Genomic DNA, 25,215 nt, shown 5'->3' with positions numbered 1-25,215 from the left:
ACCACCGGTTCCAGTGCTGGGACCTCATCCGCCTGACCCGCCGCAACCTCAAGACCGGCCGACTGGTCAACGGACCCAACCCCGACACCGCCGCTGCCGAACGCGCCCGCCACACCCACGCCACCCACCCCGAACAGGCCACCTACCAGGCCACCAGCAAGACAGACGGCCCGACACCAGGCGCGGCGGACAGCCCGGCACCAGGCGCGGCGGACAGCCCGGCACCAGGCACCACGGACAGCCCGGCGGACGGGGCGGCCCCCACGGACGACACGCCGGACCCCGCGGACGGTGTGACCAGTGGACCGCCCGCCGCCACGCCCGCGAAGGACACCCCCGAACACGGCCCCTGGGCCACCCCCGACGACACCCCACCACCCTTCTGAGGGGCGCCAACAGGCGAGGATCGGGGCGCAGATCCGGCCCGATGCACCGTGCCGGGACGAGGTGTTTATGACACGGGCTTGATCCGGACCGCCGACCAGCCGTCGTCCAGCGCGACGTTGGCGGTGGCGGTCCAGCCGATCTCCTCGGCCCGGCGCCAGATGCTGTCGCGGTTGATGTCCGTCCGGTTGGCCTTGGGGTAGGCGACCCAGACGGCGCGGACGCCGCTGAGCCGGGGCAGGATCGTCTCCACGTGCTCGTCGAGGGCCACGCGGTCGGCGGTGAAGAGCACTGCTACCCCACCGGACGGCGGGGCTCCGTCGGTCATGGTCCGTACTCCGTCTGGGAGCGGCTCCAGGAGCGCATGCTGGTCAGGGGTGCCGACGACGAGCAGCTCGCGCCCGGGCTTGATCTGTAGTTTCTCCGCGACAGGTCTGGCCATCCAAGAAGCCTACGCAAAGAGAGCGGGCGTACCCAGAAGCTGCATCATCCGTCGAACTGCACCCGGCTCGGTCCGCGCCGCGACTGCAGGTCCCGAGCCACCGCCTCGGCGTCGCGCAGGGTGCGCAGCACGTTGGCGCCGGCGAGCTTGATCAGGTCGCCGTCGGACCAGCCGCGGTCGGCAAGGGCCGCCAGGAGTCGCGGATAACCGGACACGTCCTCGAGTCCGACCGGCAGGCTCGAGACCCCGTCGTAGTCGCCGCCGAGACCGATGTGGTCGACTCCGGCCACCTCGCGCAGATGCTCGACATGGGTGACCACTTGCTCGAGGGTCGCGCGCGGCTGCGGGTGCGTGACGGCATACTGCTCGGCCCACGGCTCGAAGGCCTCCAGGTCCGTCGAGGTGATCCCGGCCTCGGCTGCCGCCGCGGCAGCCTCGACCTTCCACTCCCAGACCTCGGGTGACACGAACTGCGGTGCGAACACGGCCATGCAGGTGCCGCCGTTGGCCGCGAGGATCTCCAGGACGTCGTCGGGAACGTTGCGCGGGGTCGGGCAGATGGCCCGCGCCGAGCTGTGCGAGAAGATGACCGGCGCCTGTGTGACGGCGAGGGCGTCGCGCATGGTGTCCGCGGAGACGTGGGACAGGTCGACGAGCATGCCGACCCGGTTCATCTCCCGCACGACCTCTCGGCCGAAGTCGGACAGCCCTCCGAGGACCGGCTCGTCGGTCGCGGAGTCGGCCCACGGCACGTTGTCGTTGTGGGTCAGGGTCAGGTAGCGCACCCCCAGGCGGTGGAGGACGCGCAGGGCGCCCAGCGAGCAGCCGATCGAGTGCCCGCCCTCGGCGCCCATCAGGGACGCGATCCGTCCCGAGGCGAAGACGGCGTCCACCTCGTCCGCCGTCGTGGCCAGCCCGAGCCGGTCGGAGTAGCGATCCACCATGCCGTAGACCGCGTCGACCTGCTCGAGCGTCTGGATCACGGCCTGGTCCGGGGGCAGGGTGGAGGGCACGAAGACCGACCAGAACTGCGCCCCGACCCCACCGACATCCAGCCGCGGCAGGTCGGTGTGGTTGGGAGTGGCGCCCGCGATGTCGAGCGCGTCCCAGTCGTAGCCCACCAGGGCACGAGCCCGCCACGGCAGGTCGTTGTGCCCGTCCACGAGCGGGTGGTGGCGCAGCAGGTCACGGAGACGTTCCGGTGTGTTCACCCGATGAGTCTTATCACTGTCGGTGGTCAGTCCTAGAGTCAGGACACCGGAGCCGCCGCGGGGTCACCGCCCGGCCCGACCCTCGCCGACGGACTTGCACAGGTCCGCCGCCACCACAAAGGAGCGACCATGGCGATTCACCTGGAGAGTTGGCCGGCGGGCACCCCCTGCTGGGTCGACCTGTCGGTCAGTGACCCGGACGCATCACGCGCGTTCTACGCCGACGTGCTGGGCTGGGAGTTCACCGAGTCCACCGAGGAGTTCGGTGGCTACTTCATGGCGCTGGTCGACGGTCAGCCGGCGGCCGGGCTGGCCCCGCCGATGCCGGGCATGGACGACCCGGGTCACTACTGGACCACCTATCTGGGCACGCAGGACATCGAGTCGGTGGCGCAGTCGGTCGCCGAGCACGGAGGGTCGTCGATCTTCCCGCCGATGCAGCTCGAGGCGCTCGGGTCGATGGGCCTGTTCACCGACCCCACGGGCGCTGTCTTCGGTGCCTGGCAGTATGGCGAGCACACCGGTTTCAACGTCTACGACACCCAGGGCTCGGTGTCCTGGTGCGAGGCGATGGTGGATGACTTCGAGAAGGGCAAGGAGTTCTACGCCAGCGTCTTCGGCTTCACCTACGAGGACATGTCGAGCGACGGTATGTCGTATGCCATGTTCAGTGTCCCCGGCGGTGAGCGTCCCGCCGGTGGGATCGGGGTGGTCGACGAGGGCCAGTCGCCCTACTGGTCCGTGACCTTCAACGTCGCGAGTCTGGACGAGACCCTGGAACGTGCGCGAGCGGCCGGATCTCAGGTGGTGATGGAGCCCTACGCCTTCGAGTTCGGCCGCGTCGCGGTCATCACCGGACCCGACGGTGAGATGTTCGGTGTCATCGAGCCGCCGGCGGAGCCCCCCCCGATGTAGCAGCGATGTGACCGCCCGGCCCGGTGGGGTGCGGAGTGCCGGGACCGCCCCCCACCGAGCCGACGTGAAAGTTCCTTCTCCAGAGGTATATGCAGGGGTCAAGAACCGGTCTAGTCTGAGTCAAGTGAAGACCAAGGGGGTTTTTCTGACGGGACTGGCTGCGGCCGCCGTCGCGCTCGCTCCCGCTGCTGCCGCGCTCGGCAGCTCGGCGAGTGGTCATGCTGCACCGACTGCTCCAACTGCAGCGGCGTCATACCTCGCGGCGCCAGCGGTCGCGCTCGCTACCGAGTCCGTCGCGGGCAACCTCGGGATCTCGGTGCACGGTCTGGCCTACACCGGCCTCGCCCGCACCGGCACCGCGACGGAGGCCTACGGCGCGGAGGCCGATGGCGCGGAGGCCGACGGCGCGGAGGCCGACGGCATGGCGGCTGACGCCAGCAGCCCGGCCACGACGGTTGGCCCCGCCGCCAGCACTCCGGCCACGACGGTCGGCCCCGCCGCCACGAAGGCACGCCTGGCGGGCGCGGACCGCTACGGCACCTCGGCCGCGATCTCGAAGTGGGCGTTCCCCAACCCTGGTGACGCGGAGCGCGTGTACCTCGCGCGGGCCGACGTGTTCGCCGACGCGCTGACCGCTGGCGTCCTCACGGACGGACCCGTCCTGCTCGTCCCCGCCGACTGCGCCTCTCCGCGCAATGTCGTCACGGTAGAGATCGAGCGGCTCGACCCACAGACGGTGGTGGCTCTGGGCGGAGACCTGGCCGTCTGCGACGCCCAGCTCGAGGCGGCCGCCAACGGCCGCCCGACCGACCGGCTGAGCGGCGAGAACCGGGCCGCGACCGCAGCCGCTGTCGGGCTCTACGAGTTTGCCGGCGGCGCCCCGACCGTCTACCTCGCGCGGGGCAACAGCTCCCCGGACGCGATGGTCGGTGGCACGCTGACCGACGGCCCGATCCTGCTGACAAACCCCGGGGGCACCCACCTGCCGCTGGTGACGCGTGAGGCGATCGCGGCGCTCGACCCGGTCCGCGTGATCGCGCTCGGTGGCACGGCTTCGGTCAGCACCACCCTGCTGAACCAGGCCGCCGACGGGCGCCAGACCGGCCGCCTCGCGGGCACGACCCGCTACGCGACCTCGGTCGCGGTCGCCCAACGGGCCTTCCCCTCCGGCAGCGACCGGGTCTACATCGCACGGGGCGACGGGGCCAACCTGACCGACGCCGTCGCCTCCGGGGTGCTGACCGACGGGCCGGTCCTGCTGGTGAACGGCCCGTGCATCAAGGTGCCCGACATCATCCAGAAGTACCTTGCCGACGTGCAGCCCAGCACCGTGGTCGCCCTCGGCGGCCAGGGTGCGGTGTGCGCGCAGCTGCTTGACGACGCCGCGGCGGCCGCCACACCACCCCCGCCCGGCCCGGACTGCGACGCGGTCAAGTGCGTGGCGCTGACCTTCGACGACGGACCGTCCGCCTACACCAGCCAGCTGGTGGACACGCTGGACGACCTGGACGTCCCCGCGACGTTCTTCGTCGTCGGCCAGCAGTCCGACGCCCGACCGAACACCGTCAAACGCACCTACGACCACGGATACCAGGTCGAGAACCACACCTGGAACCACCCGGAGATGAACACGCTGTCCCTGTCCCAGCAGCGCGCGCAGTACACCTCGACCCGGGATCTCCTCACGAGCCTGGGGATCGCGCCGACGGACATGCTGCGCCCGCCCTACGGTGCGTGGAACTCCAACACCCGCAACCTGGGTGTCCCGCTCATCCTGTGGAGCATCGACACCCGCGACTGGGAGAACCGGAACACCACACAGATCCGGGCCAACGTCCGCAACAACATCCACAACGGGGCGATCGTGCTGCAGCACGACACGATCTCCCAGTCGGTCGCGGCGGTCCCCGGCATCGTCGCCGACCTGCGTGCCCGCGGCTACCACTTCGTGACCGTGGAGGACCTCGTCCCGTGGGCCGGCCCCGGTGACCTGGTGTACTCCCGCGGCAACGTGATCGACGCCTCCGTCGAGGCCGAGCCCCAGGTATTCGACGGCGCCGACTACGTGCCACCTCTCGACGCCGCGGAGCTGCCCCAGGAGTGACTCCGGGCTAGGTCGGGGTGCATCGGAGGTGCCGTCTGTCGGTGGCCGGGTGGATGCTGTCAGTATGCAGCTCGCGCGGGTGATCGAGACATCGGCAGCGGTCGCTGGGACCAGGTCCCGGACGGCCAAGGTGGCCGCGCTCGCGGAGACGCTGCGGGAGGCCTCGCCCGATGAGGTCGGGGTGGTCACCGACTACCTCGCCGGGCGACTGCCGCAGCGGACGGTCGGGGTGGGCTGGCGCGGTCTGCAGGCTCTCCCCGCTGCCGCGCAGACACCGAGCCTCACCGTGCTCGAGGTCGACGCGGGGCTGAGCAGGCTGAGCGCGATCGCCGGGACCGGGTCGGCGGCCACCCGCGGCGCAGAGCTGGCCGCACTGTTCGGCCGGGCCACGACCGAGGAGCAGCGCTGGCTGGTGGGGCTGATCACCGGCGAGCTGCGCCAGGGTGCCGGTGACGGCGTCATGCTCAAGGCGATCGCGGAGGCGGCAGCGGTGCCCGAGGCCGAGGTGCGTCGGGCGGTGATGCTGGCCGGCTTCGCCGGACCGGTCGCGGACGCCGCACTGTCCGCCGGCGCGGGTGACCCTGCGGTCGCCGCCCTCCGGCGGATCGGGCTCGAGGTCGGTCGCCCGCTCCGACCGATGCTCGCCGCGTCGGCACCCGAGATCGACGAGGCCGTGGACGGTTCGGTTCCCGTCGCGGTCGAGACCAAGGTCGACGGCATCCGGCTGCAGGCGCACCTCGACGAGGGGACCGTGCGCCTGTTCACCCGGACGCTGGAGGAGGTCAGCGACCGGATGCCCGAGGTCGTCGAGGTGATCCGGGCCCTGCCGGCCCGGCGGGCCGCGCTCGACGGCGAGGTCATCGCCCTCGCCACTGACGGCCGGCCGCAGCCGTTCCAGGTCACCGGCGCCCGCACCGCCAGCACCGCCGACCCGGCGGCGCTGCGCACCCGAGTCCCCCTCACGACCTTCCTGTTCGACCTGCTGCACGTGGACGGACGTGACCTCGTGGACGAGCCGGCCCGGGAGCGCTGGTCCGTCCTGACGGACCTCGCGCCGCACCTGCTGGTGCCACGGGTCGTCACCGACGATCCCGACGTGGCGCGGTCCTTCTTCGCAGAGCAGGTCGCGGCGGGGCACGAGGGCGTGGTCGTCAAGGCGCTGGACACCCCGTATGCCGCGGGGCGACGCGGCGCGGGCTGGGTCAAGGTCAAGCCGCGGCACACCCTCGACCTGGTGGTGCTGGGCGTGGAGTGGGGCAGCGGTCGGCGCCGCGGCTGGCTGTCCAACATCCACCTGGGGGCACGCGACGCCGAGACCGGTGACCTGGTGATGCTCGGCAAGACGTTCAAGGGCATGACCGACCAGATGCTGGAGTGGCAGACCCAGCGGTTCCTGGGGCTGGAGACCCACCGCGAGGGCCACGTCGTCCACGTCCGGCCGGAGCAGGTCGTCGAGATCGCCTACGACGGGGTGCAGCGGTCGACCCGCTACCCCGGTGGGGTCGCCCTGCGCTTCGCCCGGGTCCTGCGCTACCGGGATGACAAGCCGGTCACCGAGATCGACACGATCGAGACGGTCAGGGCCTTCCTCGGCTGAGCCTCAGCGGGAGTCGCGCTCGCGGTGCATCCGACGGGTGAGCAGCTCGCTGTCACCCTCGCCATCGTGCGCCGCGGTGTCGTAGCCGCTGTCGTCCTCCCGGTCGTAGCCAGCCTCGCTGTAGCCAGCCTCGTCGTCATCAACCTCGCCGTAGCCGTCCTCATAACCGTCCTCGTAGCCACCGGCCGCACGGGGCGAGCGGGAGCCGCCGAGGGTGAGGAAGGCGCCGAGCGCCAGGAGCGCCAGGCCGGCCACGAGCCCGATCCAGGTCAGCCGGTCACGGATGAGCGCCAGCATCGAGCCGGAGGACCCGAACTCGTCGGCGTTCGCCGCGACCGTCTCATCGGTGTAGCCGATGGTGCCGACCGTGATCGGGACGGTCGGCAGGCTCGTGTCGCGCGGGGCGAAGTGGACGTTCTGCTCCTCCAGGCCCTTGAGGATCACCCCGGTGTTCGGCTCGACCCAGACGGTGCGGGTGTTCTCGTAGATGCGGGCGGCCTCCACCGGCTCGTCGGTGCCGAACAGGGCGCCCGGCAGCCCCTGGCTCTCGGACACCTCCTCCGGACCCATCATCATGACGAACTTGTAGGCGCTGACGCCCTCGATCGTCTCCTCGCCCTGGAACTCGGCGGTCACGGCCCGGCCGAGCGACCCGTCCCAGTAGGGGTAGTCCTCCTGCTGGGTGTCGAACGGGAACTTGAAGAAGAGCCCGTCGTGCTGGATGGCCTCGCGCTCCGCCTCCTCCTCCGGGGCCTCCGCGTCGCCGACCGCGATGTAGTCACCGCAGCAGTTGGTGGCCAGGGCCGTGGTCCGGTCGAACGAGACGCCCTCGTCCGAGAGGGTCAGCAGCGGGCCGTCCTCGACCTCGGACCGGACGGTCGTCTGCCAGAAGGCGTTGTTGCCCTCGGCCAGGCCCGGGATGCCCACGACCCGCCGGGTCGACAGCAGGGTGACCCCGTCCAGCTTCTCCACGCCCTCGGCCGAGACCTTCAGGGCCTGCATGTTCTCGCCGCGCGAGATCGAGGTGGAATCCTGGTCCAGGGCCACCTTGGTCAGGCTGGGATAGATCACGGGCTTGGCCAGCAGGCCGAGCAGCAGCGCGAACGCGCCGAGGATCAGGCTGACAATACCGAGGGTGCGGCGCATCGGGGCTCCTTTGCCGACAGGACTGACGCGGAGCCTACCAGCGGGTAATCTCGCGGGACAGATATCGGCGACAGCGACGTCGGGGTGTCGTAGAGTCGGCGCGACATGACCGCACCCGCCCGTGAACCAGACACCGTCGGCGCCCCGGACTCCGCCGACGGGTCGGCGGGCGCCAGCACCTCGGCATACGGCACCCGGGCTCTCCTGCGTCGCAGGTTCAGCCCGCTGGACGGACTGCGCGCCGTCGGCGCCCTCATGGTGGTCATCACCCATGTCTCGGCCCACACGGCGACGAGCTTCACCGAGCCGTTCGGCGGGCTGCTCGCCCGGTTCGACGCGGGTGTGGCGCTGTTCTTCGTGATCTCCGGCTTCCTGCTCTACCGGCCGTATGCCGTGGCACGGCTCACCGGCGCGCCCGTGCCCGACCTGCGTGGGTACCTCTGGCGGCGGGCGCTGCGCATCCTGCCGGTGCTCTGGCTGGCCGTCGCCGCGGTCTGGGTCCTGTTCGACCACGGCACCCCGACCGGCGTCTACCTGCGGCACATGCTGCTGATCCACATCTACTGGCCGGACAGCTGGGTGCTCGGGCTGACCCAGATGTGGAGCCTGGCCGTCGAGGGCGCGTTCTACGTGGCGCTGCCCCTGCTGGCGTGGCTGCTCGTCCGCACCGCCCGCGACCCGCTGTCGTTCGTGCGACGCAGCCTGGTGGCCCTAGGCCTGCTGGTGGTGCTGAGCCCGGTCTGGGTCGGCGTCGTGACCGCCCTCGGGCACGCGACGGCCCCCCAGTGGCTCCCCGCCTACCTCGGGTGGTTCGCCATCGGGATGGCGCTGGTGACCTGGCAGCAGGCCCGGTGCCTCGGCATACTCCCCACCGGCCGGATCGACTTCCTGGCCAGGCACCCCGGCACGCTCTGGCTCTGCGCGCTCGCGGTCCTGGTCATCGCCTCGACCCCGATCGCTGGGTCCCGGGGGCTGGAGGCGGCGGTCCCCGGGGAGGCCGCGTTCAAGAACCTCGCGTATGCCGTGTTCGCGCTGCTCATGGTGCTGCCGTGTGTGGCGGCGCTGCGCGACGGGGAGGACGCACCGGCCGCGCGGGCACTCGGGGGACGGGTCGGTCGGTGGTTCGGGGACATCTCCTACGGGATCTTCGCCTACCACCTGCTGATCCTGGAGCTGGTGGGCCCCGTGGTGGGTCACGAGAACTTCACCGGCGGGTTCTGGCGGCTGTTGGTGCCGACGCTGGTCGTCACGATCCCGGTCGCGGCCCTGAGCTACCGGTGGATCGAGCGGCCGATCATGGAGTGGGGCCGGACCGTCTACGGTCGGCGCTGATCCGCGGCGGCGCCGAGCGCCATGAGGACCGTCAGCAGGATCAGCATCTGGGGCAGCACGTCCGCGACGCCGCTCCCCTGCGGCTCCGGGCCGGACCACGCGAGCAGGGCGGCTCCCGCCACGCCCAGCAGCATCGTCACGCCGGTGGTCGCCCGGCGGCCGGCGAGCCGGACCGCTGCCGCGGCGACGACGGCCAGACCCAGCCCCCAGAGACCGGCGAAGAGCACCGCGAGGAGACCGACCAGACCCCACCGCTCCGCGCGGTTCGGCCGGGCCGCCAGGGCCGGGTGCACCGACCGTCCGGGTCGCCACCACAGCCCGGCCGCGAGCAGGCCGCCCAGTGCGAGCAGACCCAGGCCGAGGCCCAGCCGGTAGGGACGGTCCGGTCCGAACGCGGCCTCCAGCACGCCGGCCTCACCGGCCGGGACGACGAAACCCTGCTGCCAGCCGTCGATGACGAGCGGCTCCAGCGGGGTGCGGGTCCCTCCGTCGGTGATCAGGTCGGCCGACCAGCCGGCACCGGCGTTCTGGGCGATGACGACCAGGGAGTCCTCCGCGCGGGCCGGGACGGTGACCTCCAGCGACGCGGGCGAGGGGCGGGTCAGCTCGAGCGCGGCGCCCGTCCCGCCCGCCGCGGCAGGACTGTCATCGCGCGCGCGGGGACCGCCATCGCGCGTGGGGGGACCGCCATCGCGCGTGAGGGGACTGTCATCGCGCACCAGGGTCAGGTCGACCGGCACCCAGTGCTCGGTCGTCGACGCACTGATCCGCTGCGTGCCCGCGGTCAGCGCCACAGTGTCCTCACCGTCGCAGGGCACCCAGTCGAGCCGGTCCCGCTCTAGCACCTGGCGGGCCGTCCCGCTGACCCGGGTCTGCACCGCGATGCCGTCGACGACGACCTCCGGCCCGGAGCCGCACGGCAGGTCCAGCACTCGGTCGGGGTCCGGCACCCGGTCGGGGTCCAGCGCGCGGTCGGGGTCCGGCACCCGGTCGGGGTCCGGCACCGGCAGATCCTCGGCCCCGAGCAGGGTCAGCTCGCTGACGCCCACCGGGAGGCCCCGCACCACGCCGGGCAGGGACGGGTCGGAGGTGGTCACCGTGAACGAGGCACCGAAGGTGACCTCGACCTCGCGGGCCGACGTCTCCGGCCAGGAGACCTCTCCCGCGCCGTCGAGCACCAGGTCCAGCGGCTCCGCGCCATCCAGGCTGACGCTGATCTCCGAGGGGCGGCTGGCGGGCAGGAAGTAGTCGCTGGTCAGCCGCAGGCCGGTCAGCGCGCGCTCCTGCGGGAGCTCCAGGGTCAGCGTCGGCTCCTGGTCCAGCGGCCCGGCCACCCAGCCGGTCCCCTCGTCACCGTCGACCACGGTGTCCGGCCGCCCGTAGGCCGCGAACACGTCCCGGGAGGACGCCTGGACCGTGACCTGCCCGGGCACGCGGAGCAGCTCCTCGAGGGCCTCGCCGTCGACCGGCATCACCTGGCCGCTCACGGCATACGGGCCGCCGACGTCGAGCGCGAGGGTGCGGTGCAGGCCCGCAGGCTCTTCCATCGGTGCCGCCTGGAGGCCCGCGCACAGCGGCCGCTGGCCCAGCATCAGACACGCCGAGCGACCGACCTGCTGCGTGCGGAGCGACACCACGTCGACGGTCCCCTCGACAGGGCGCACCGCGAGATCCGGCGCGACCGGCGTGAGGCCCGGCAGCGACACCTCGGCGAGGGCAGCGCCGGCGAGCGTGTCGTCGGGCACCGAGGCGACCTCCAGTCGCAGGCTCCGGGTGGGCCCCTCCGGCAGCAGCAGCTCCTGGTCCAGGACGTCGGGGTCGACCACGGTCGTCTCGCTGCCGGCGTCGGTCACCACCCGCCACGACTGGACGGGAGCAAAGAAGGCCGAGGCTCCCACCCGGATGGACAGGGTCCGGCCCAGGTCCTGCGGCCGGGTGAAGTCGATCTGCCACCACTGGTCCTCCGGCGAGCCGAGAGCGCCGGTGAGCCAGGTCGTCGAGTCGTCGCCGTCGATCGCGCGCCACGGGTCGTAGCCGGCGCCCCGGCGGGCCACCGCGTCCGCGTCCGAGGCGGAGGAGGAGGCCGTGACCCCGGCGACCGGGTCCGGCCAGGTCAGCACGGCAGGGTCGCCGATCCCCGGCAGCAGGTAGTCGTTGACCCGCCGCGCGGGCGGCTCGGCGGTCGCGGTCATCATGCCGGAGAGATTGTCCGCGGCCTGCCCGAAGCTGACCGCCCGCCGGCGATAGCCGTCGCTGACGACCGTGCCGCCGGTCACCGCGTCCGGGAGCGCGTCGGCCAGGTGGCTCGCCGCGTCCGCGAGGAGGTATGCCGGGGCGAACCGGACCAGGCCCGGGACGTCCTCCGGGCCACCGGTCAGCAGCATCGTCTCCGAGAGCGGGGCCAGCCGGGCGACGGTCGGGTCCGGCACGGCGTACACCTGGACGGACGGCGTCGGCACGACGGTGCGCTGGCGCACCGTGTGGCTGTCGGACTCCCCGACCGGGCCGACCGGCGGCCCGAACTCGGCGACCCGCTCCAGGCCAGAGCCGGCCAGGGCCTGGTGCGCGGCGACCTGCGGGGTCTCGTGGGCCGTGAGCGCGAGGTCGTTCCGGACCACGACCCAGCCGACCCCGCCCCGGGCCAGGGAGGCCGCCAGGTCCACGCCCCCGTCTCCGGAGCCGATCCGCCGCTGGATCTCATCGAGCCAGCGGGTGGACCCGGCACCGCCGAGGGGCACCGCGTCGCGGACCGCGAACGGCCGGTCCATCAGCGCCCGCAGCGGCTCGTCGCGGGTGGCGCCCCAGGTGTGCTCGGCGAAGGGTGCCGCCGGGACGACCAGCACCGTGCCGGCACCGGGCTGGCCGTCCAGCCAGTCGGCGGCCTCGACCCAGTGGGGCGCGATCTCCTGGTAGCCCCCCGCCCGCGGGAGGGTGGCGGCCAGCGCCGGCGCGGCCACGACGACGACCAGGCAGGCGGAGACGAACGGGACCAGGTGCCGGTGGACCCCGCGCTCGCGCCCCCACCGGGCCAGCTCGGTCAGGGCGCTGGCCAGGAGGAGCACCAGGGGCAGCCGGACCACGAGCTCGAACTTGTGCGTGTTGCGCAGCGCGGCCAGCGGTCCGTCGAGCAGGGCCTGCACCGGCTCGGCCAGCACGCCCGCGAGCGGACCGGTGTGCCCGGCGCCCACCAGCACCAGCCCGGTGCCCAGGCCCACCGCCAGGAACAGCCGGTGCGGCGTGCGCGCCCGGGTGAGCGCGACCAGCCCGAGCAGGGCGATGAGCACGGTGCCGGCGACGAGGAGGCTCGCCTCGACATACTGCCGTCCGCCGGGCCACGTGGCGCCGCTCGCGGTGACCAGGTACATCAGCCAGTGGCTGGTGCCCCGCAGCGCCTCGCTCGGCGCGGCCACCATGGTGGTGACGGCGGCGGACTCGATCCAGTCCAGGAACGGCGGGCTGTGCCGGCCCATGACGAGCAGCGGGACCAGCCACCAGCCCATCGCCACCACGACCGCTGCGAGCCAGCCGAGGCCCGCCACGACGGTCTCGCGGGTCCACCGCCGCGTCAGGAACCACAGGGTCGGCAGCACCAGGACCGCACCGGTCGCGACCGCGTTGACGCCGCCGACCAGGGCCACCGCCAGCGCAGACCGCCAGATGCGACCCCACCAGCTCAGCGGCGCCCGGCTGACCAGCGGCAGCAGCACCCACGGCGCCATCGCCATCGGCCACACCTCGACCGAGGTGATGGTCACCTCGCTGAGCATCCGCGGGGTCAGGGCGTAGGCGAAGGCCGCGACGTAGGCCGCCCACGGAGAGCCCATGCCCAGGGCGCGGGCCAGGCGCCAGACGCCCAGGAAGGCCACGCAGAGGACCACCGACCACCACAGCCGTTGCACCACCCACCCGGGCAGGCCCAGCTCGACGAGCACGGCGTGGAAGGGCCCGACGGGGAGCAGGTAGCCGTAGGCCTGGTTCTGCAGCTGCCCGAGGAAGCCGTGCGGGTCCCACAGGTGCAGGGCGCGGCCGAGGAAGCCGAGCGGGTCGGCGGTCAGGTCGAGCTTGGTGTCCGGCACCACGAGGCCCTGGTCCTGGCGGAACATCAGGGCGGTTAGCGCCAGGCAGCCCAGCAGGAGCCGGGCACCCCAGGGGGAGTATGTCGTGGGGCCGGCCTGGTCGGTGCCGGCGGGCTGGTCGGTGCCGGCGGGCTGGGCGGTGTCCGCGGGCTGGTCGGTCGCCTCGGCGGGAATGGTCCTCACGTGCGTTCCAGGACGATCACGGCGTTCCAGCTGACCACCTCGCGGACGCCGGGGACGCGGATCATCCAGCGCGCCCAGGCCGGGTGGTAGCGGGGCTCGACGGCCACGATCCGGACCCGGCCGGAGGCCTGCGCAGCCCTGGCCCAGCGCAGCATCCGGCCGACCGGGCAGACGAACAGCGAGGTGCCGAAGTCGTTCTTCGGCCGGTGGCCGTGCCGCCGGGCGTAGCGGTCGGCCGCCCGGCGACCCCCGAGGTAGTGCCACATCCCGGTCTCGTGGCCACCGTGCGGGGACAACCAGGGCGTCCAGGAGAGATAGACCGTGCCGCCGGGGCGGGTGACGCGCACCATCTCCTCGGCCATCCGCTCCGGGTCCGGCACGTGCTCCAGCACGTTGGAGGAGTAGCAGAGGTCGACGCCGGCCTCGGCGAGAGGCAGTGCCAGCCCCGAGGCGCGCAGGGTGTTGGCGGCGGCGTGGCCCCGTGCGGTGAGCTCGCCCGCGTCCGGCTCGATCCCGAGATAGCGGGCGCCGGCCGCGAGGAAGGCGTCGGCGAAGTAGCCCGGGCCGCCCCCGACGTCCACCACGTCGGCGTCGGTCAGGTCCGTGAAACGGGCGACCTCGCGGACCGAGTCGGCGGCGAGCACGCGGTAGAAGCGGTCCGGGTCGCTCTGCTCGACCAGGAACGCGCGGAACAGATGGACGGAGCGCGCGAGGGTCCCCGAGCCCGGCATCGTCGCGTCGTCCACGCGAGAACCATAATCCGGCTACTATGCGGTAACTATTTGCCCGCCCGGACGACGACGGAGTCTCACTCGATGCGGATCGCCCTCTGCAACTGGCGCGACCTGGCCCACCCCGAGGGTGGCGGCGCCGAGCTCTATGCACGGATGGTCGCCGAGGGCCTGGTCGCACGCGGGCACGAGGTGACCTTCCTGTGCGCGGCGCACGACAACGCGCCGCCGGAGGAGATGATCCACGGGGTGCGCTACCTGCGGGCCGGTTCGCGCACCGGTGTCTACGGCGCCGCCCGCCGGGCGATCCGCCGCCTCGAGGCCGCCGACGGACCCTTCGACGTGGTCGTCGACGTGCAGAACGGGCTCCCCTTCTTCGTCGGGTGGGCGACCCGGTCACCGGTCGTCGTGCTGGTCCACCACGTGCACCGGGAGCAGTGGCCGGTGGTCTTCAGCCCGCCCGTGGCCGCCGTGGGCTGGGGCGTGGAGTCCCGGGTCTCCCCGCGGGTCTACCGCGGACGGCAGTATGTCGCGGTCTCCCGCTCCACCAAGGACGAGCTCGTCGCGATGGGCGTGGACCGCGACCACGTCGCGATCATCCACAACGGCACCCAGCCTCCCCCGCCCGTGTCGGTCGAGGACGTCGCCGGTCCACGTCTGCTGGTCCTCGGACGGGTCGTCAAGCACAAGCGCATCGAGCACGCGGTCGACGTGGTCACCCGGCTGCGTGACCGGCACCCGGGGCTGCGGCTGCGCGTGGTCGGCGACGGGTGGTGGCGCCGGGAGCTGCAGGACTATGTCCTCGCGCAGGGGGCGCAGGAGTATGTCGATTTGCTGGGTTTCGTGGACGAGCAGACCAAGCACGAGGAACTGGCCTCGGCCGACCTGCTGCTGGTGCCGAGCGTCAAGGAGGGCTGGGGGCTCTCGGTGGTCGAGGCAGCCAGCCACGGCGTGCCCGCCATCGGCTACCGCGACGCTGGTGGCGTCTCGGAGTCGATCGAGGACGGTGCCACCGGCCTGCTCGTGCGCGACCTCGACACGATGACCGCCGCCGTCGACGACCTGCTGGGTGACCGCGGCCGGCTGACCGAGCTCGGCGACAACGCGCTGGCCCACTCGGCACGGTTCACGTGGGACGAGACGGTCCGGGCCTGGGAGCAGCTCCTGCTGCGCGCCACCTGGGGTCACGGGCCGAGCGCCGCCGGTGATCACGCCCACCCGGTGCCGCCGGTGCGCCGTCGTCGCCGGGTCGGTCGGGGCTCGGCATGATGCTGCGAGGCGGCTGTCCTCCGCTCCTACCTTGCGGTAACCTCTCCCCGATACGTGTCTCACGGAGGTCCAGATGAGTCAGTCCACACAGGCGCCCGGCACCGGTCGCCGTGTCCTCTACACCGTGATCGCGCTCGTCGTCGGCCTCGGCGCCGCGGGTGCCGCGACGGCAGCGGTGGTGGACAGCTTCAGCCCCGACGACTCCGCCGCGCGCAACACCGGCCCCACCGAGCCCGTGTCCCCGGGCCAGCTCCTCGGCTACGGCGACTGACCTCGCCAGTCACCCTGCAGTCGCGCTGACCGCCAGCACGATCCACTCCTCCCCCTCATGGACGACCTCCAGCTCGTCCAGCACCGTCACCGCCCCGGGCGATCCACGCCAGATCACCACCCGGGTGATCTCTGCCTCGCGCAGCGCGTCCGGGTCGAGGACCCCCTCTGCCAGGCCCGGGATCGCCGGGTCCTCGCCGCCGACGCGCCACTCCGTGTCGTCCCGCCGCACCGTGAGGTCGCGTGCGTGCACGACCTCGTGCACCAGCGCCCGGGGGAACGGATCGAGGAACTGCACCGGTCCGACCCAGTCGACCTGCCGGAACGGCTGCCAGGGGACCACCAGGACGCGTCCGTCACGGGTGTTCAGCTGGTCGACGACGATGTCCCACTCCGGGGGCATGGCGACCGGCCGCAGGTCCTTGGCCAGCCGGCCCGGCACGTCCGGGACGGTCAGCACTCCGAGGGAGAGCACCGCGAGGCAGGCCCCGGTCGCGATCCCCACGTAGGCTGCGCGACCCACGCGGTTGTGCACTGCCCCGTCGCGGATGCGAGTGCCGATGACGCGCACCAGGTGGGCGGTGCCGAGCGCCACGAGAGCCGCGACCGCCAGGGCCGACCACCCCAGCCACCGGTGTGTGTCGCGCGCCAGCGCGACCCCGGGCACCTGCTGGAGCACCCGCCATACTGGCAGGAGTGGACCGGCGAGGAGCAGCACGGTCACCACCACGGCGGCGTAGCCCGCGGCCGCCAGGTCCAGGGCCCGCCGGTCGGGCCACCTGGGGTCGTCGGCCGTCCCGCGGATGATCGGCAGGGTGTGTAGCAGCACCCAGGCGGTGATCGCTGCGAGCACCAGGACCAGCTGTGCCCCGACGACCAGCAGGTTGGTGCGTGAGTCCGGCCAGGCGCCCTCCGCCCAGATCCCGCCCAGGGTGATGACCGAGCCGATCGTGCCGAACCAGCCGTCGGACCGGACGGCGAACGCGTCGGCCCCCTCGGGCACCGCGCCCGCTGTCGGATCCGCCAGGCCGAGGACCAGCCAGGGCAGTGAGAGGAGGGCCACGGGGGCGAGCAGCGCGGTCGCCTCCAACACCCGCCGGCCCAGGGCGGGCGGGCGGAACCACAGGACCGTCACGACCACCGTCACGCCGGCCATGACGGCGCCCACCGGCGTCAGCGCCGCGGGCACCGCGGCCGCCAGCACCAGCAGCACCCGCCACTCCAGCGGGCCACGCGAGCGCACCGCCACCACCAGCCACGGGATCATCGCGTAGCCCAGGAGCGAGGGCGCCTGCCCGAGCAGCAGCCGCTCCGCGACGGCCGGGTTGGCGATCGCCAACCCCGCGCCGACGGCCGTCGCGACCGGTCCGTGGTGGCGCAGCAGGACCGTCATCCCCGCCCCGACCAGCAGCAGCGGGGCGACCAATAGCAGCCGCGCCACCAGACCGGCGGACAGGACGCTGCTGAGCGCGGCGACCACGGCGTCGAGCGGGACGGCCCGCGGGGCGCCGTCACCGCCGAGGGTGTTGGCGCCCAGGACGGGGTCGGGGACGGTGACGAAGTCTCGGAACAGGAACGCCCCGTCCCACGGCCCGGCCGTCACCGACGCGCCCAGGAGCAGGGCCGTGGCCAGGACGGTGACCGTCAGCCCGGCCCAGACCGCCGATCGTGTGCGGGGACTTGAGGCGCCTCCGGGTGCGGTGTGGGTCTGGCGGCCGGGCCGGTTCAGACGTCGTCCGGGGTGATCGGCATCGCACGCTTGTGTGCGGTGCGGGCGTGCCAGCCCTCGATCGTCTCCCGGTCGGCGTCGGAGACGGTCTTGCCCTCGAGGTAGTCGTCGATCACCTCATAGCTCACCCCGAGGGCGGCCTCGTCCGGGTTCAGCGGCTTGCCGTCCTCGAGGTCGGCGGTCGCGATCTTGTGGACCAGGTGGTCCGGTGCCCCGAGGTGGGCGGCGACCGCGCGGACCCGGCGCTTGGTCAGACCGGCGAGCGGGAGCAGGTCGGCCGCCCCGTCGCCAAACTTGGTGTAGAAGCCGACCGTGGCCTCCGCCGCCTGGTCGGTGCCGAGCACGAGCATCGACCGGGCGCCCGCGGCGAGGTACTGGGCGACCATGCGCTGCCGTGCCTTGACGTTGCCCTTGACGAAGTCGGCGTGGTCGATGCTGGTGAAGTCGACGCCGGCGGCGTCGACCTCGGCGAATATCGCGTCCGTGGCCGCCTTGATGTTGACCGTGATCGTCTCGTCGGCGTCGACGAACTCGACGGCTGCGGCGGCGTCGGCCTCGTCGGCCTGCGCCCCGTAGGGCAGTCGCATCGCCAGGAAGCTCGCCTCGCCCCCGGACTCGCGCACCCGCTCGCAGGCCAGCTGCGCCAACCGACCGCACGTGGTCGAGTCGACCCCACCGCTGAGGCCCAGGACGTATCCCCTGGTCCCGGAGTCGCGGAGGTAGTCGGCCAGGAAGGCGATGCGTCGTTCGGCCTCGGCCGCGGCGTCGAACTCGGCGCGGACACCGATCTCGTCGATGATCTCCTGCTGCGTGCCACTCATGGCAGCGAATCTACCGGCGCCACGTTGCGAGAGCGTTTCGGGAGGCCGTAGCACGCGTGGGTCGACCCGAGCCCGTCAGGCCAGGAGGGCGACCGCCGCCAGGCCGAGGTAGATCACGCCGGTGACGAGCATGGTGCGGCCCCGGGCCCGCGGCGAGCCGGTCAACCGCCTGGCCAGACCGCCGGCGGCGAGGGCGTAGACGCTGTCGTTGATCACGGCCAGCACCAGATAGCAGGTCCCGAGCACCAGGATCTGTGCTGCCACCGGGCCGCGTGACGGGTCGACGAACTGCGGCAGGAACGCCAGGAAGAACAGTGCCGTGCCCGGGTTGAGCAGGTCGATCAGCAGGCCGTCCCGGAACAGCTGCAGCCTGGTGGGACGCGAGCCCACCGTGGACACGGGGTCGACCGCGGTGACGCCGCGCAGGGCGCGGAACTGCCCGAGCGCGAGACAGAACAGATAGGCGGCGCCGGCCCACTGCAGGACCCGGAACCCCGCGGGCCACGCGGCCAGCAGCGTCGCCAACCCGGCCATGGTGGCCACCAGGTGCAGGAGCGAGCCGACCTCGAGGCCGGCGACGGACACCATGCCCGCGCGTCGGCCGAACTCGACGCCGCGGGCGACGACATAGACCACCGAGGGTCCAGGAACGACGACCAGCGCGGCGGCGGCCAGCGTGAAGGTCAACAGGGTGGCGGTGCTTGGCATTGGGTCTCCCCCCGGAGATGTCACCTCGGTCACGGATCCCCGGGACGCTAGGGCCGGCCGCTGCCAGAGCCCTGTCAAATCGCTGTCACCGCCCGTGCCACCCGTGGCATGCTCGGGTGAGGGGCGAGCAGACGATCCGGCACAGCGACGCAGGGGGTGCGATGGACGACCTGGTCATTCGGCTGCTCGGTGGGGTCCGCGCCGTGCGAGGAGGCCACCCGGTGCCGGTCGGCGGGCGACGGGTGCGGGCGCTGCTGGCGGTGCTGTCCGTGTCCGCGGGGCGCACGCTGCCGGCAGATCTGCTGGCGGAGCGCATCTGGGACGCGGCCGAGCTGCCCGCCCGGCCCCGGGCCGGCGTGCAGACGCTGGTCTCCCGGTTGCGGGCCGCGCTGGGGAGCGGCGTGGTGGTGACCGGCGAGGCCGGCTACCGCCTGGACCTGCCACGCGAGCGCGTCGACGTCCTGGCGTTCACCGATGCTCTCGCGCGTGCGGCGGGCGCGACCTCCCCCGACGAGGAGCGTCATCTGCTGCTCGCGGCACTGGACCGATGGGAGGGGCCGCTGTTCGGGGAGGAGCTGTCGACCTGGCTCGGGCGCTACGAGGTGCCCCGGCTCACAGCGGTGCACCTGCGTGCCGTGGAGCGACGGGTGGACCTGGACCTGGAGGCCGGGGACACCACGGGGTGCGCGGAGGAGCTGCGTGTGCTGATCGCCGAGCACCCGCTCCGGGAGACGCTGTGGGTGCGACTCCTGCGGGTGCTCCGAGCAGAGGGCCATGTGGCCGAGGCGCTCGGGGCCTACGAGCAGATCAGGACCCGGTTGGCCGAGGAGCTCGGCACCGATCCCGCCCCGGGCCTCCAGGACGAGCACCAGCGGCTGCTGCACGACGGTGCGCCACCGTCGGCGCCGTCGCGGCCGGTGCCCCGTCAGCTGCCGGCGGACGTGGCGTGGTTCACCGGCCGCTCGGCCGAGCTGGGTCAGCTCGACGCCATCCTCGGGGACCCCGACACCCGGCTGGCCGTCGTCCACGGCCCCGGGGGCAGTGGCAAGACGAGCCTGGCGGTGCACTGGGCCCACCGTGCCGCCCACCAGTTCCCGGACGGTCAGCTCTATCTCGACCTGCGCGGTTTCGGTCGTGGCCCCGCCATGACCCCCCGTCTGGCGCTGGACCTCCTGCTGCGCGCCGCCGGTGTCCCGGGCGACCAGATCCCGGAGAGCCTGGAGGCGCGCGCTCCCCTGCTGCGCAGCGCCCTGGCCGACCGCCGGGTCCTGGTGGTGCTCGACAACGCCAGCGACCCCGAGCAGGTGCGTCCCCTGGTGTCGGGTGGCCGCAGCGCCGTGCTGGTCACCAGTCGCCGTCAGCTCCGCGGTCTGACCGCGATCGATGGCGCCGTCCCCCTGCCCCTGGGGCCGATGGAGCCCGCCGAGGCAGTCGACCTCGTGCGCCGCCGACTGCGGGGCACGGAGGCGCCCGATGCCCAGCTCGAGGAGCTGGTGCTGGCGTGTGGACACCTGCCGATCGCGTTGGTCGTCGCCGCCGAGCGGGCGGGGAGACAGGGTCGGGGGTCGATCGGCGATCTCATCGAACGGCTCCGGGACGAGCGGAGCCGGCTGGGTGAGCTGAGCGCCGGCGGTGATCCACTGACGGATGTGCGCGGTGTCTTCGCCACGACGGTCGAGTCGCTCGACCCCGTCGCGGCCAGGACCTTCCGGCTCCTCGCCCTGCACCCCGGTGGGCCGTTCAGCACGGGGTCGGCGGCGGCGATCACCGGCCTGGCGAGCGGGCCGGCCGAGCGTGCCCTGGACGACCTCGTGGACCGACACCTGCTCCAGCAGCTGCGACCCGGGTGGTTCGACCTCCACGACCTCGCCCGCGACTACGCCACCGAGCTCTTGCGTGAGGCCGACGACGCCGACCAGGAGTCCGCGGCCCTGAGCAGGCTGCACAGCTGGCTGATCCACTCGGCAGAGGCCGCCTGCATGGCGCTGGGTCGCTACCCGCCCCTCATCGAGACGGGCCCGCTGACACCGCACACCACGCCGGAGCCGTTTCCCGGGCCGCGACACGCCCTGGCCTGGTTCGTCGGGCACCGACGGGCCTTGAGCGAGTCCATCAGCCGCGCGGTGCAGGACGCTGACCACCAGGTGGTGTGCCGGATGGCGCCGCGGCTGCTGCACTACCTGGTCCTGCTCAGCGCCGGAGCCGAGCAGCTGGCGCTGGCGCGGACCGCGTTGGCCAGCGCGCAGGCGCTGGGCAACGACGAGGCGATCTGCGGTGCGGCGAACAACCTCGGCATCGTGCACGGCCGGGCCCGACGGACCGACGAGGCCATGCACTACTTCGAGCTCTCCGTGCGCCACGCCGAGGCGGCTGGACACCGACTGGCCGCGGAGCGCGCCCGGAGCAACATCGCGCTGCTCCATGACATCACCGGGCAGCACGACCTGGCGGTCGAGGAGATCACCCGCCAGCTGGCGGACCTGTCACAGCGCGGCGAGGACCCTCGGGAGCTCCCCATGCTGCTGAACAACCTGGCCAACGCGCACCTGCACGCCGGGCGGCCCGAGGAAGCGCTCCGCCGTGCCCGCGAGTGCCATGACCTCAGCCGCCGGGTGGGGGCGACCGACATGGAGGCGACGGCGCTGAGCAGCATCGGCAGCGCACAACTGGCGCTCGGCGATGCGGAGGCGGCCTGCACCGCCTTCGGTCTGGCGGTGGAGGTGGACCAGGCCATCGGCAACGCCGGATTCGAGGCGCGAGACCTCCGGGAGCTCGCCGAGGCCGAGCTCCGGGCGGGGCGGCCCGCTGCGGCGCGTCACACGGTGACTCGCTGCCTGCGGCTCATCGACGAGATCGAGAGCTCGGGCGGCGCGTCCACGGAGCGTGCTGCCGCCGAGCAACTCCTCGCGAGCCTTCCGGGGACCGTCGGGGAGCGAGGCCAGGACACCCGCGAGCGCTAGAGCCAGCCTCGTTCGCGGGCGACCTGGGCGGCCTCGACCCGGGTCGAGGTGCCGGTCTTGCCGATCGCCGACGACAGATAGTTGCGAACCGTGCCCTGGGACAGGTGCACGCGGCCGGCGATCGCCGACACGGTCCCCCCGGCGATCGCCTCACGGAGGACCTGGCGCTCGCGGTCGGTGAGCGGGTTGGGGCCGCCCAACAGCGACTCGGTGGCCAGCCCCGGGTCCACGACCCGCAGGCCCGCGTGCACGCGGCGGACCGCCTCTGCCAACTCCCGCGCAGGAGTGTCCTTGACCACGAAACCGCTGGCGCCGGCATCCATCGCCCGACGCAGATAGCCCGGCCGTCCGAAGGTCGTGACGATGAGCGACCGGCACCCCGGGACCTGCTGGCGCAACTGCGCGGTGGCCTCGATGCCGTCCGCTCCGGGCATCTCGATGTCGACCAGGCAGACGTCCGCCTGTGAGTCCAGCGCCGCAGCGACGACCTCGTCACCGCGCCCCACCTCGGCGACGACGGTGAGGTCGGGCTCCAGGTTGAGGAGGGCGGCGAGTGCGCCACGGACCAGGGCCTGGTCGTCGGCGAGGAGCACCCTGATCGGGTGCCCGCTGGTGCCGGGGACGGGGTCGGTGGCGCTAGTCAAGGGTGACCTCCAGGACGGTGCCCCCGGCGGGTCCGGGAGCAAGGGTGAGGGTCCCGCCGGCGGCGCAGACCCGCTCGCGGATGCCACGCAGTCCGTTGCCCTCCCTGCGGCCGCCGGTGCCCTTCCCGTCGTCGGTGACACGCAGCAGGTCGCTGCCCAGCTCGACGGTGCACAGGCTGGCGCCACTGTGTCGGACGACGTTCGTGACGGCCTCGCGCAGCACCCACGCCAACAGCACCCGGTGCCGGGGGTCGACGACGTCGAGGTTCTCCGGCAGCTCGGCCTGCACTCCCGCGTCGGCGAGGGCGGAGTCGGCGGCGGCGAGCTCGTCGGCCAGGCTGGCCACGCGGAGGCCGGAGACGGTGGCCCGGATCTCGGCGAGGGCGACGCGGGACAGGGCCTGGATCTGCTCGAGCTCCTCGTGCGCCCGCGCCGGGTCGGTGTCGATGAGCCGCTGGGCCAGCTCGGCCTTCACGGTGACCACCGTCAGGCTGTGCCCCAGGACGTCATGGACGTCGCGGGCCACCCGGTCGCGCTCGGCGGCCAGGGCCAGATCGGCCTGAGCCGCCCGGTGCGCATGGCCGCGTTCCTCGAACACCCGGACCAGTCCGGTCGAGATGGCGACCAGGGTGATGATGAGGATGAAGTACCAGGTCTCGGGGAGCGCGCCCACCACCAGAGGCACGAGGATGGCCGTCAGGATCGCCGCGCCTGCCAGGCCGAAGGCCCAGGCCAGCGGCAGACTGAACATCCCCAGGGCCACGATGTAGGGCAGGTGGGCCAGGGCCCCCAGCCCGACCAGCGGGGTCAGCGCGAGGGTGATCAGGGCCAGCAGCACGAGATAGCGCACGCCGGTGCGCACCACCAGGTCCCAGGTGTCCTGGCTGCTGATCTGAAAAAACCCCCGGAGGTAGCTCGCGCCGAAGGCGAGGATCCCGCAGATCCCGAGCACACGCCATACTGGCTGCTCGTCGGAGGTGGCGATGGCGACGATCGGGAAGGCGAGGAAGACCAGCCAGATCGCGCCCATCAGCCAGCCGAACCGCTCCCACGGGTCCGCCGTGGCGGCAGGGGTGGGGGCGGACGACATACTCCGAGCCTGCCCCATCGCGACCGACCCGCCAAGGCCCGCCAGTCATCCAGGTCAGGTGACAGGCGTCATCTCCGGCCGCGGCTAGCATCGAGTCGTGCCTGCTGCCCCCGACCTGGTGCCGCGCCGGGTCCGTGCTGCGTTCGCGCACGCCGCGGTGCAGCAGGCGGCCACCCGCATCGGGGTGCGGGTCCTGCACATCAAGGGCGTGGCCGTCGACGACGACCTGCGCTCCTCCGGTGGCGCCACCGACGCCGACATCCTCGTGGATCCGTCCGAGGTCGGACTCCTCCTCGCCGAGCTGACCGCGCTGGGCTGGGACCGCTACAGCGACTTCGTGACCGGCTCGCCGTTCGGGCACGCGGCCACCGTGCACCACCCGCACTGGGGCTACGCGGACCTGCACCGCTTCTTCCCGGGGATGCACCAGGACCCTGTCGCGACCTTCGAGGAGCTGTGGGCCGGGCGACAGGTCGCGGAGATCGGCGGCATGCCCTGTCCCGTGCCGTCCGCCGCGGGCCAGGTCCTCGTGCTCGTGCTGAACAACCTGCGCAACCGGCGCACCGTCGTGGAGGACCCCCGGGTCGCGCAGGTGCGTGCGGATCCCGCGGCGTGGCAGCAGGTCGAGGCACTCGTCCATCGGGTGCATGCCGAGGTGGCCTTCGACGCCGCACTGGGGCGGCTCGAGGAGCACCGCGGCGAGCGGGAGTACTGGATGTGGAAGGTCACCACCGAGGGTGGCAGCCGGTCGGCCGAGTGGCTGGCGCGGGTGCGCGCGGAGCCGACGCTGCGGGGCAGGGCCGGCCTCCTGGTGCGGGTGCCGCTGGTCAACACGGAGGTCCTGGGGCACCAGCTGGGGCGCCCGCCGACGCGTGCGGAGGTGGCGCGCGAGTTCGTGCACCGCGGCGTCCGTGGTGTCGGGGAGCTCCGGGCGGTGCTCGTGCGGCGGATCCGTCGGGGGTCTCCATGACCAGCGGCAGTATGCCGGGCGCCACCTCCTCCCGCTGGTCTCGTGCGGTGGGGGTCGCCGTGGTGGACGTGCCGGACGTGGCGGAACAGGACCAACCGGTGGACGGGGCGCCCGCTCCGGACCGGGACCAGCCGGTGGACGGTGGGGCGACACGGGAGATCGGTGGTGTGGTCTATCTCGCGCCCCTGCCGGACGGCCCCGTGGCGGTGCTGGCCGGTGCCTCGGCGGTGCTCTACCGCGCGCTCGTCGCCACCGGGGGTGAGGATCCCGTCGCCCGGGTCGCGCGCGACCTCGGCGTGCCGGTCGAGGAGGTCGACCCCGAGGCGATCCAGGAGTTCGCCGAGGAGCTGCGCGAGGGCGGATTCATCATCCCGCGCGCGCCCGACCCCTCAGCGGGCTGACGAGCCCCAGCCCCTCGCCTCCTCGATCTGGTGGCGCGCCCCTCGTCGTCCAGCGTCAGACCCCGACCTCGCCTCGTCTTCGAGCGCCCTCTGTCTCATCGAGCCGGTTGCAGTCGGCCCGAAGATGAGGGAGGCGCTCGAAGACGCGGGTGCTGTGGTGGCCGCTCGATGCGCGGCGTGCAAAACCTCCCCAAGAATGCGTGGGAGGCCTGCAAAACGTCCCCAAAAATGG

The 25,215-nt window shown here is 72.9% G+C and carries 19 protein-coding genes and 1 pseudogene; 10 read left to right on the top strand and 10 right to left on the bottom strand.

Going from position 1 to position 25,215, the window contains the following annotated elements; all coding sequences use genetic code 11:
- Window positions 1-386, top strand: a pseudogene (locus MWU75_RS08895) (hypothetical protein); the annotation flags it as partial.
- A gap of 65 nt (window positions 387-451) precedes the next feature.
- Here MWU75_RS08895 and MWU75_RS08890 read toward each other — a convergent pair.
- Together MWU75_RS08890 and MWU75_RS08885 are read right to left on the bottom strand one after the other, a co-directional pair.
- Window positions 452-826, bottom strand: a complete 375-nt coding sequence (locus MWU75_RS08890) for a DUF3052 domain-containing protein (RefSeq protein ID WP_247089771.1) — start codon at window positions 824-826, stop codon at window positions 452-454.
- 44 nt (window positions 827-870) lie between these two features.
- Entirely contained in the window at window positions 871-2,037 is a 1,167-nt protein-coding gene (locus MWU75_RS08885) for a dipeptidase (RefSeq protein ID WP_247089769.1), read from the bottom strand.
- 129 nt (window positions 2,038-2,166) lie between these two features.
- Here MWU75_RS08885 and MWU75_RS08880 point away from each other — a divergent pair, with 129 nt between their 5' ends.
- The 3 genes from MWU75_RS08880 (at window position 2,167) to MWU75_RS08870 (ending at window position 6,653) form a co-directional block, all read left to right on the top strand.
- Complete coding sequence (locus tag MWU75_RS08880) at window positions 2,167-2,952, top strand: VOC family protein (RefSeq protein WP_247089767.1); 786 nt, start codon at window positions 2,167-2,169, stop codon at window positions 2,950-2,952.
- Between the two features lie 124 nt (window positions 2,953-3,076).
- Complete coding sequence (locus MWU75_RS08875; protein WP_247089766.1) at window positions 3,077-5,056, top strand: polysaccharide deacetylase family protein; 1,980 nt, start codon at window positions 3,077-3,079, stop codon at window positions 5,054-5,056.
- A 64-nt stretch (window positions 5,057-5,120) separates the two neighbouring features.
- The gene (locus MWU75_RS08870; RefSeq protein WP_247089765.1) at window positions 5,121-6,653 is read left to right on the top strand and encodes an ATP-dependent DNA ligase; all 1,533 of its coding nucleotides are present in this window, start codon (window positions 5,121-5,123) and stop codon (window positions 6,651-6,653) included.
- Between the two features lie 3 nt (window positions 6,654-6,656).
- Here the strand turns inward: MWU75_RS08870 and MWU75_RS08865 are convergent, their stop codons facing one another.
- Window positions 6,657-7,799: a DUF3068 domain-containing protein gene (locus MWU75_RS08865; protein ID WP_247089764.1), complete on the bottom strand. Its 1,143-nt coding sequence runs from the start codon at window positions 7,797-7,799 to the stop codon at window positions 6,657-6,659.
- A 105-nt stretch (window positions 7,800-7,904) separates the two neighbouring features.
- Here MWU75_RS08865 and MWU75_RS08860 point away from each other — a divergent pair, with 105 nt between their 5' ends.
- Window positions 7,905-9,131, top strand: coding sequence for an acyltransferase (locus MWU75_RS08860; RefSeq protein WP_247089763.1), 1,227 nt, complete (start codon window positions 7,905-7,907; stop codon window positions 9,129-9,131).
- Here the strand turns inward: MWU75_RS08860 and MWU75_RS08855 are convergent.
- Complete coding sequence (locus MWU75_RS08855) at window positions 9,116-13,390, bottom strand: alpha-(1->3)-arabinofuranosyltransferase family protein (RefSeq protein ID WP_247089762.1); 4,275 nt, start codon at window positions 13,388-13,390, stop codon at window positions 9,116-9,118. The two genes, MWU75_RS08860 and MWU75_RS08855, sit on opposite strands and share 16 nt — an antisense overlap.
- The gene (locus MWU75_RS08850) at window positions 13,387-14,136 is read right to left on the bottom strand and encodes a class I SAM-dependent methyltransferase (RefSeq protein WP_247089761.1); all 750 of its coding nucleotides are present in this window, start codon (window positions 14,134-14,136) and stop codon (window positions 13,387-13,389) included. The genes MWU75_RS08855 and MWU75_RS08850 overlap by 4 nt, the downstream gene beginning before the upstream one ends.
- A 69-nt stretch (window positions 14,137-14,205) precedes the next feature.
- Between MWU75_RS08850 and MWU75_RS08845 the strand changes: the two genes are divergently transcribed.
- Window positions 14,206-15,390, top strand: coding sequence for a glycosyltransferase family 4 protein (locus MWU75_RS08845; protein ID WP_247089760.1), 1,185 nt, complete (start codon window positions 14,206-14,208; stop codon window positions 15,388-15,390).
- Between the two features lie 73 nt (window positions 15,391-15,463).
- Window positions 15,464-15,661, top strand: coding sequence for a hypothetical protein (locus MWU75_RS08840; RefSeq protein WP_247089758.1), 198 nt, complete (start codon window positions 15,464-15,466; stop codon window positions 15,659-15,661).
- Window positions 15,662-15,670: 9 nt separating this feature from the next.
- On the opposite strand, the gene MWU75_RS08835 is transcribed toward MWU75_RS08840, so the two are convergent.
- The 3 genes from MWU75_RS08835 to MWU75_RS08825 form a co-directional block, all read right to left on the bottom strand.
- Window positions 15,671-17,263: a hypothetical protein gene (locus MWU75_RS08835; protein WP_247089756.1), complete on the bottom strand. Its 1,593-nt coding sequence runs from the start codon at window positions 17,261-17,263 to the stop codon at window positions 15,671-15,673.
- A 122-nt stretch (window positions 17,264-17,385) separates the two neighbouring features.
- The gene (nadE, locus tag MWU75_RS08830) at window positions 17,386-18,210 is read right to left on the bottom strand and encodes an ammonia-dependent NAD(+) synthetase (protein WP_247089754.1); all 825 of its coding nucleotides are present in this window, start codon (window positions 18,208-18,210) and stop codon (window positions 17,386-17,388) included.
- Between the two features lie 75 nt (window positions 18,211-18,285).
- Window positions 18,286-18,918, bottom strand: coding sequence for a LysE family translocator (locus MWU75_RS08825; protein WP_247089752.1), 633 nt, complete (start codon window positions 18,916-18,918; stop codon window positions 18,286-18,288).
- 116 nt (window positions 18,919-19,034) lie between these two features.
- Between MWU75_RS08825 and MWU75_RS08820 the strand changes: the two genes are divergently transcribed.
- Window positions 19,035-21,878, top strand: coding sequence for a BTAD domain-containing putative transcriptional regulator (locus MWU75_RS08820; protein WP_247089750.1), 2,844 nt, complete (start codon window positions 19,035-19,037; stop codon window positions 21,876-21,878).
- Here the strand turns inward: MWU75_RS08820 and MWU75_RS08815 are convergent.
- On the bottom strand, window positions 21,875-22,522 hold the full coding sequence (locus MWU75_RS08815; RefSeq protein WP_247089748.1) for a response regulator transcription factor: 648 nt from the start codon (window positions 22,520-22,522) through the stop codon (window positions 21,875-21,877). The two genes, MWU75_RS08820 and MWU75_RS08815, sit on opposite strands and share 4 nt — an antisense overlap.
- Window positions 22,515-23,612, bottom strand: a complete 1,098-nt coding sequence (locus tag MWU75_RS08810) for a sensor histidine kinase (RefSeq protein ID WP_247089746.1) — start codon at window positions 23,610-23,612, stop codon at window positions 22,515-22,517. Before MWU75_RS08810 ends, MWU75_RS08815 begins: the two co-directional genes overlap by 8 nt.
- A 97-nt stretch (window positions 23,613-23,709) precedes the next feature.
- On the opposite strand from MWU75_RS08810, the gene MWU75_RS08805 reads away from it, so the two are divergent.
- Together MWU75_RS08805 and MWU75_RS08800 are read left to right on the top strand one after the other, a co-directional pair.
- Window positions 23,710-24,582: a nucleotidyltransferase family protein gene (locus tag MWU75_RS08805; RefSeq protein ID WP_247089744.1), complete on the top strand. Its 873-nt coding sequence runs from the start codon at window positions 23,710-23,712 to the stop codon at window positions 24,580-24,582.
- The gene (locus MWU75_RS08800) at window positions 24,579-24,983 is read left to right on the top strand and encodes a hypothetical protein (RefSeq protein WP_247089742.1); all 405 of its coding nucleotides are present in this window, start codon (window positions 24,579-24,581) and stop codon (window positions 24,981-24,983) included. Before MWU75_RS08805 ends, MWU75_RS08800 begins: the two co-directional genes overlap by 4 nt.
- The last annotated feature ends 232 nt before the right edge of the window (window positions 24,984-25,215 follow it).

The sequence above is a fragment of the Ornithinimicrobium sp. F0845 genome (assembly GCF_023015765.1).
GTDB lineage: Bacteria > Actinomycetota > Actinomycetes > Actinomycetales > Dermatophilaceae > Ornithinicoccus.
Note: the sequence above shows the minus strand (reverse complement) of the source record. Positions and strands in the feature narration are given on the sequence as shown.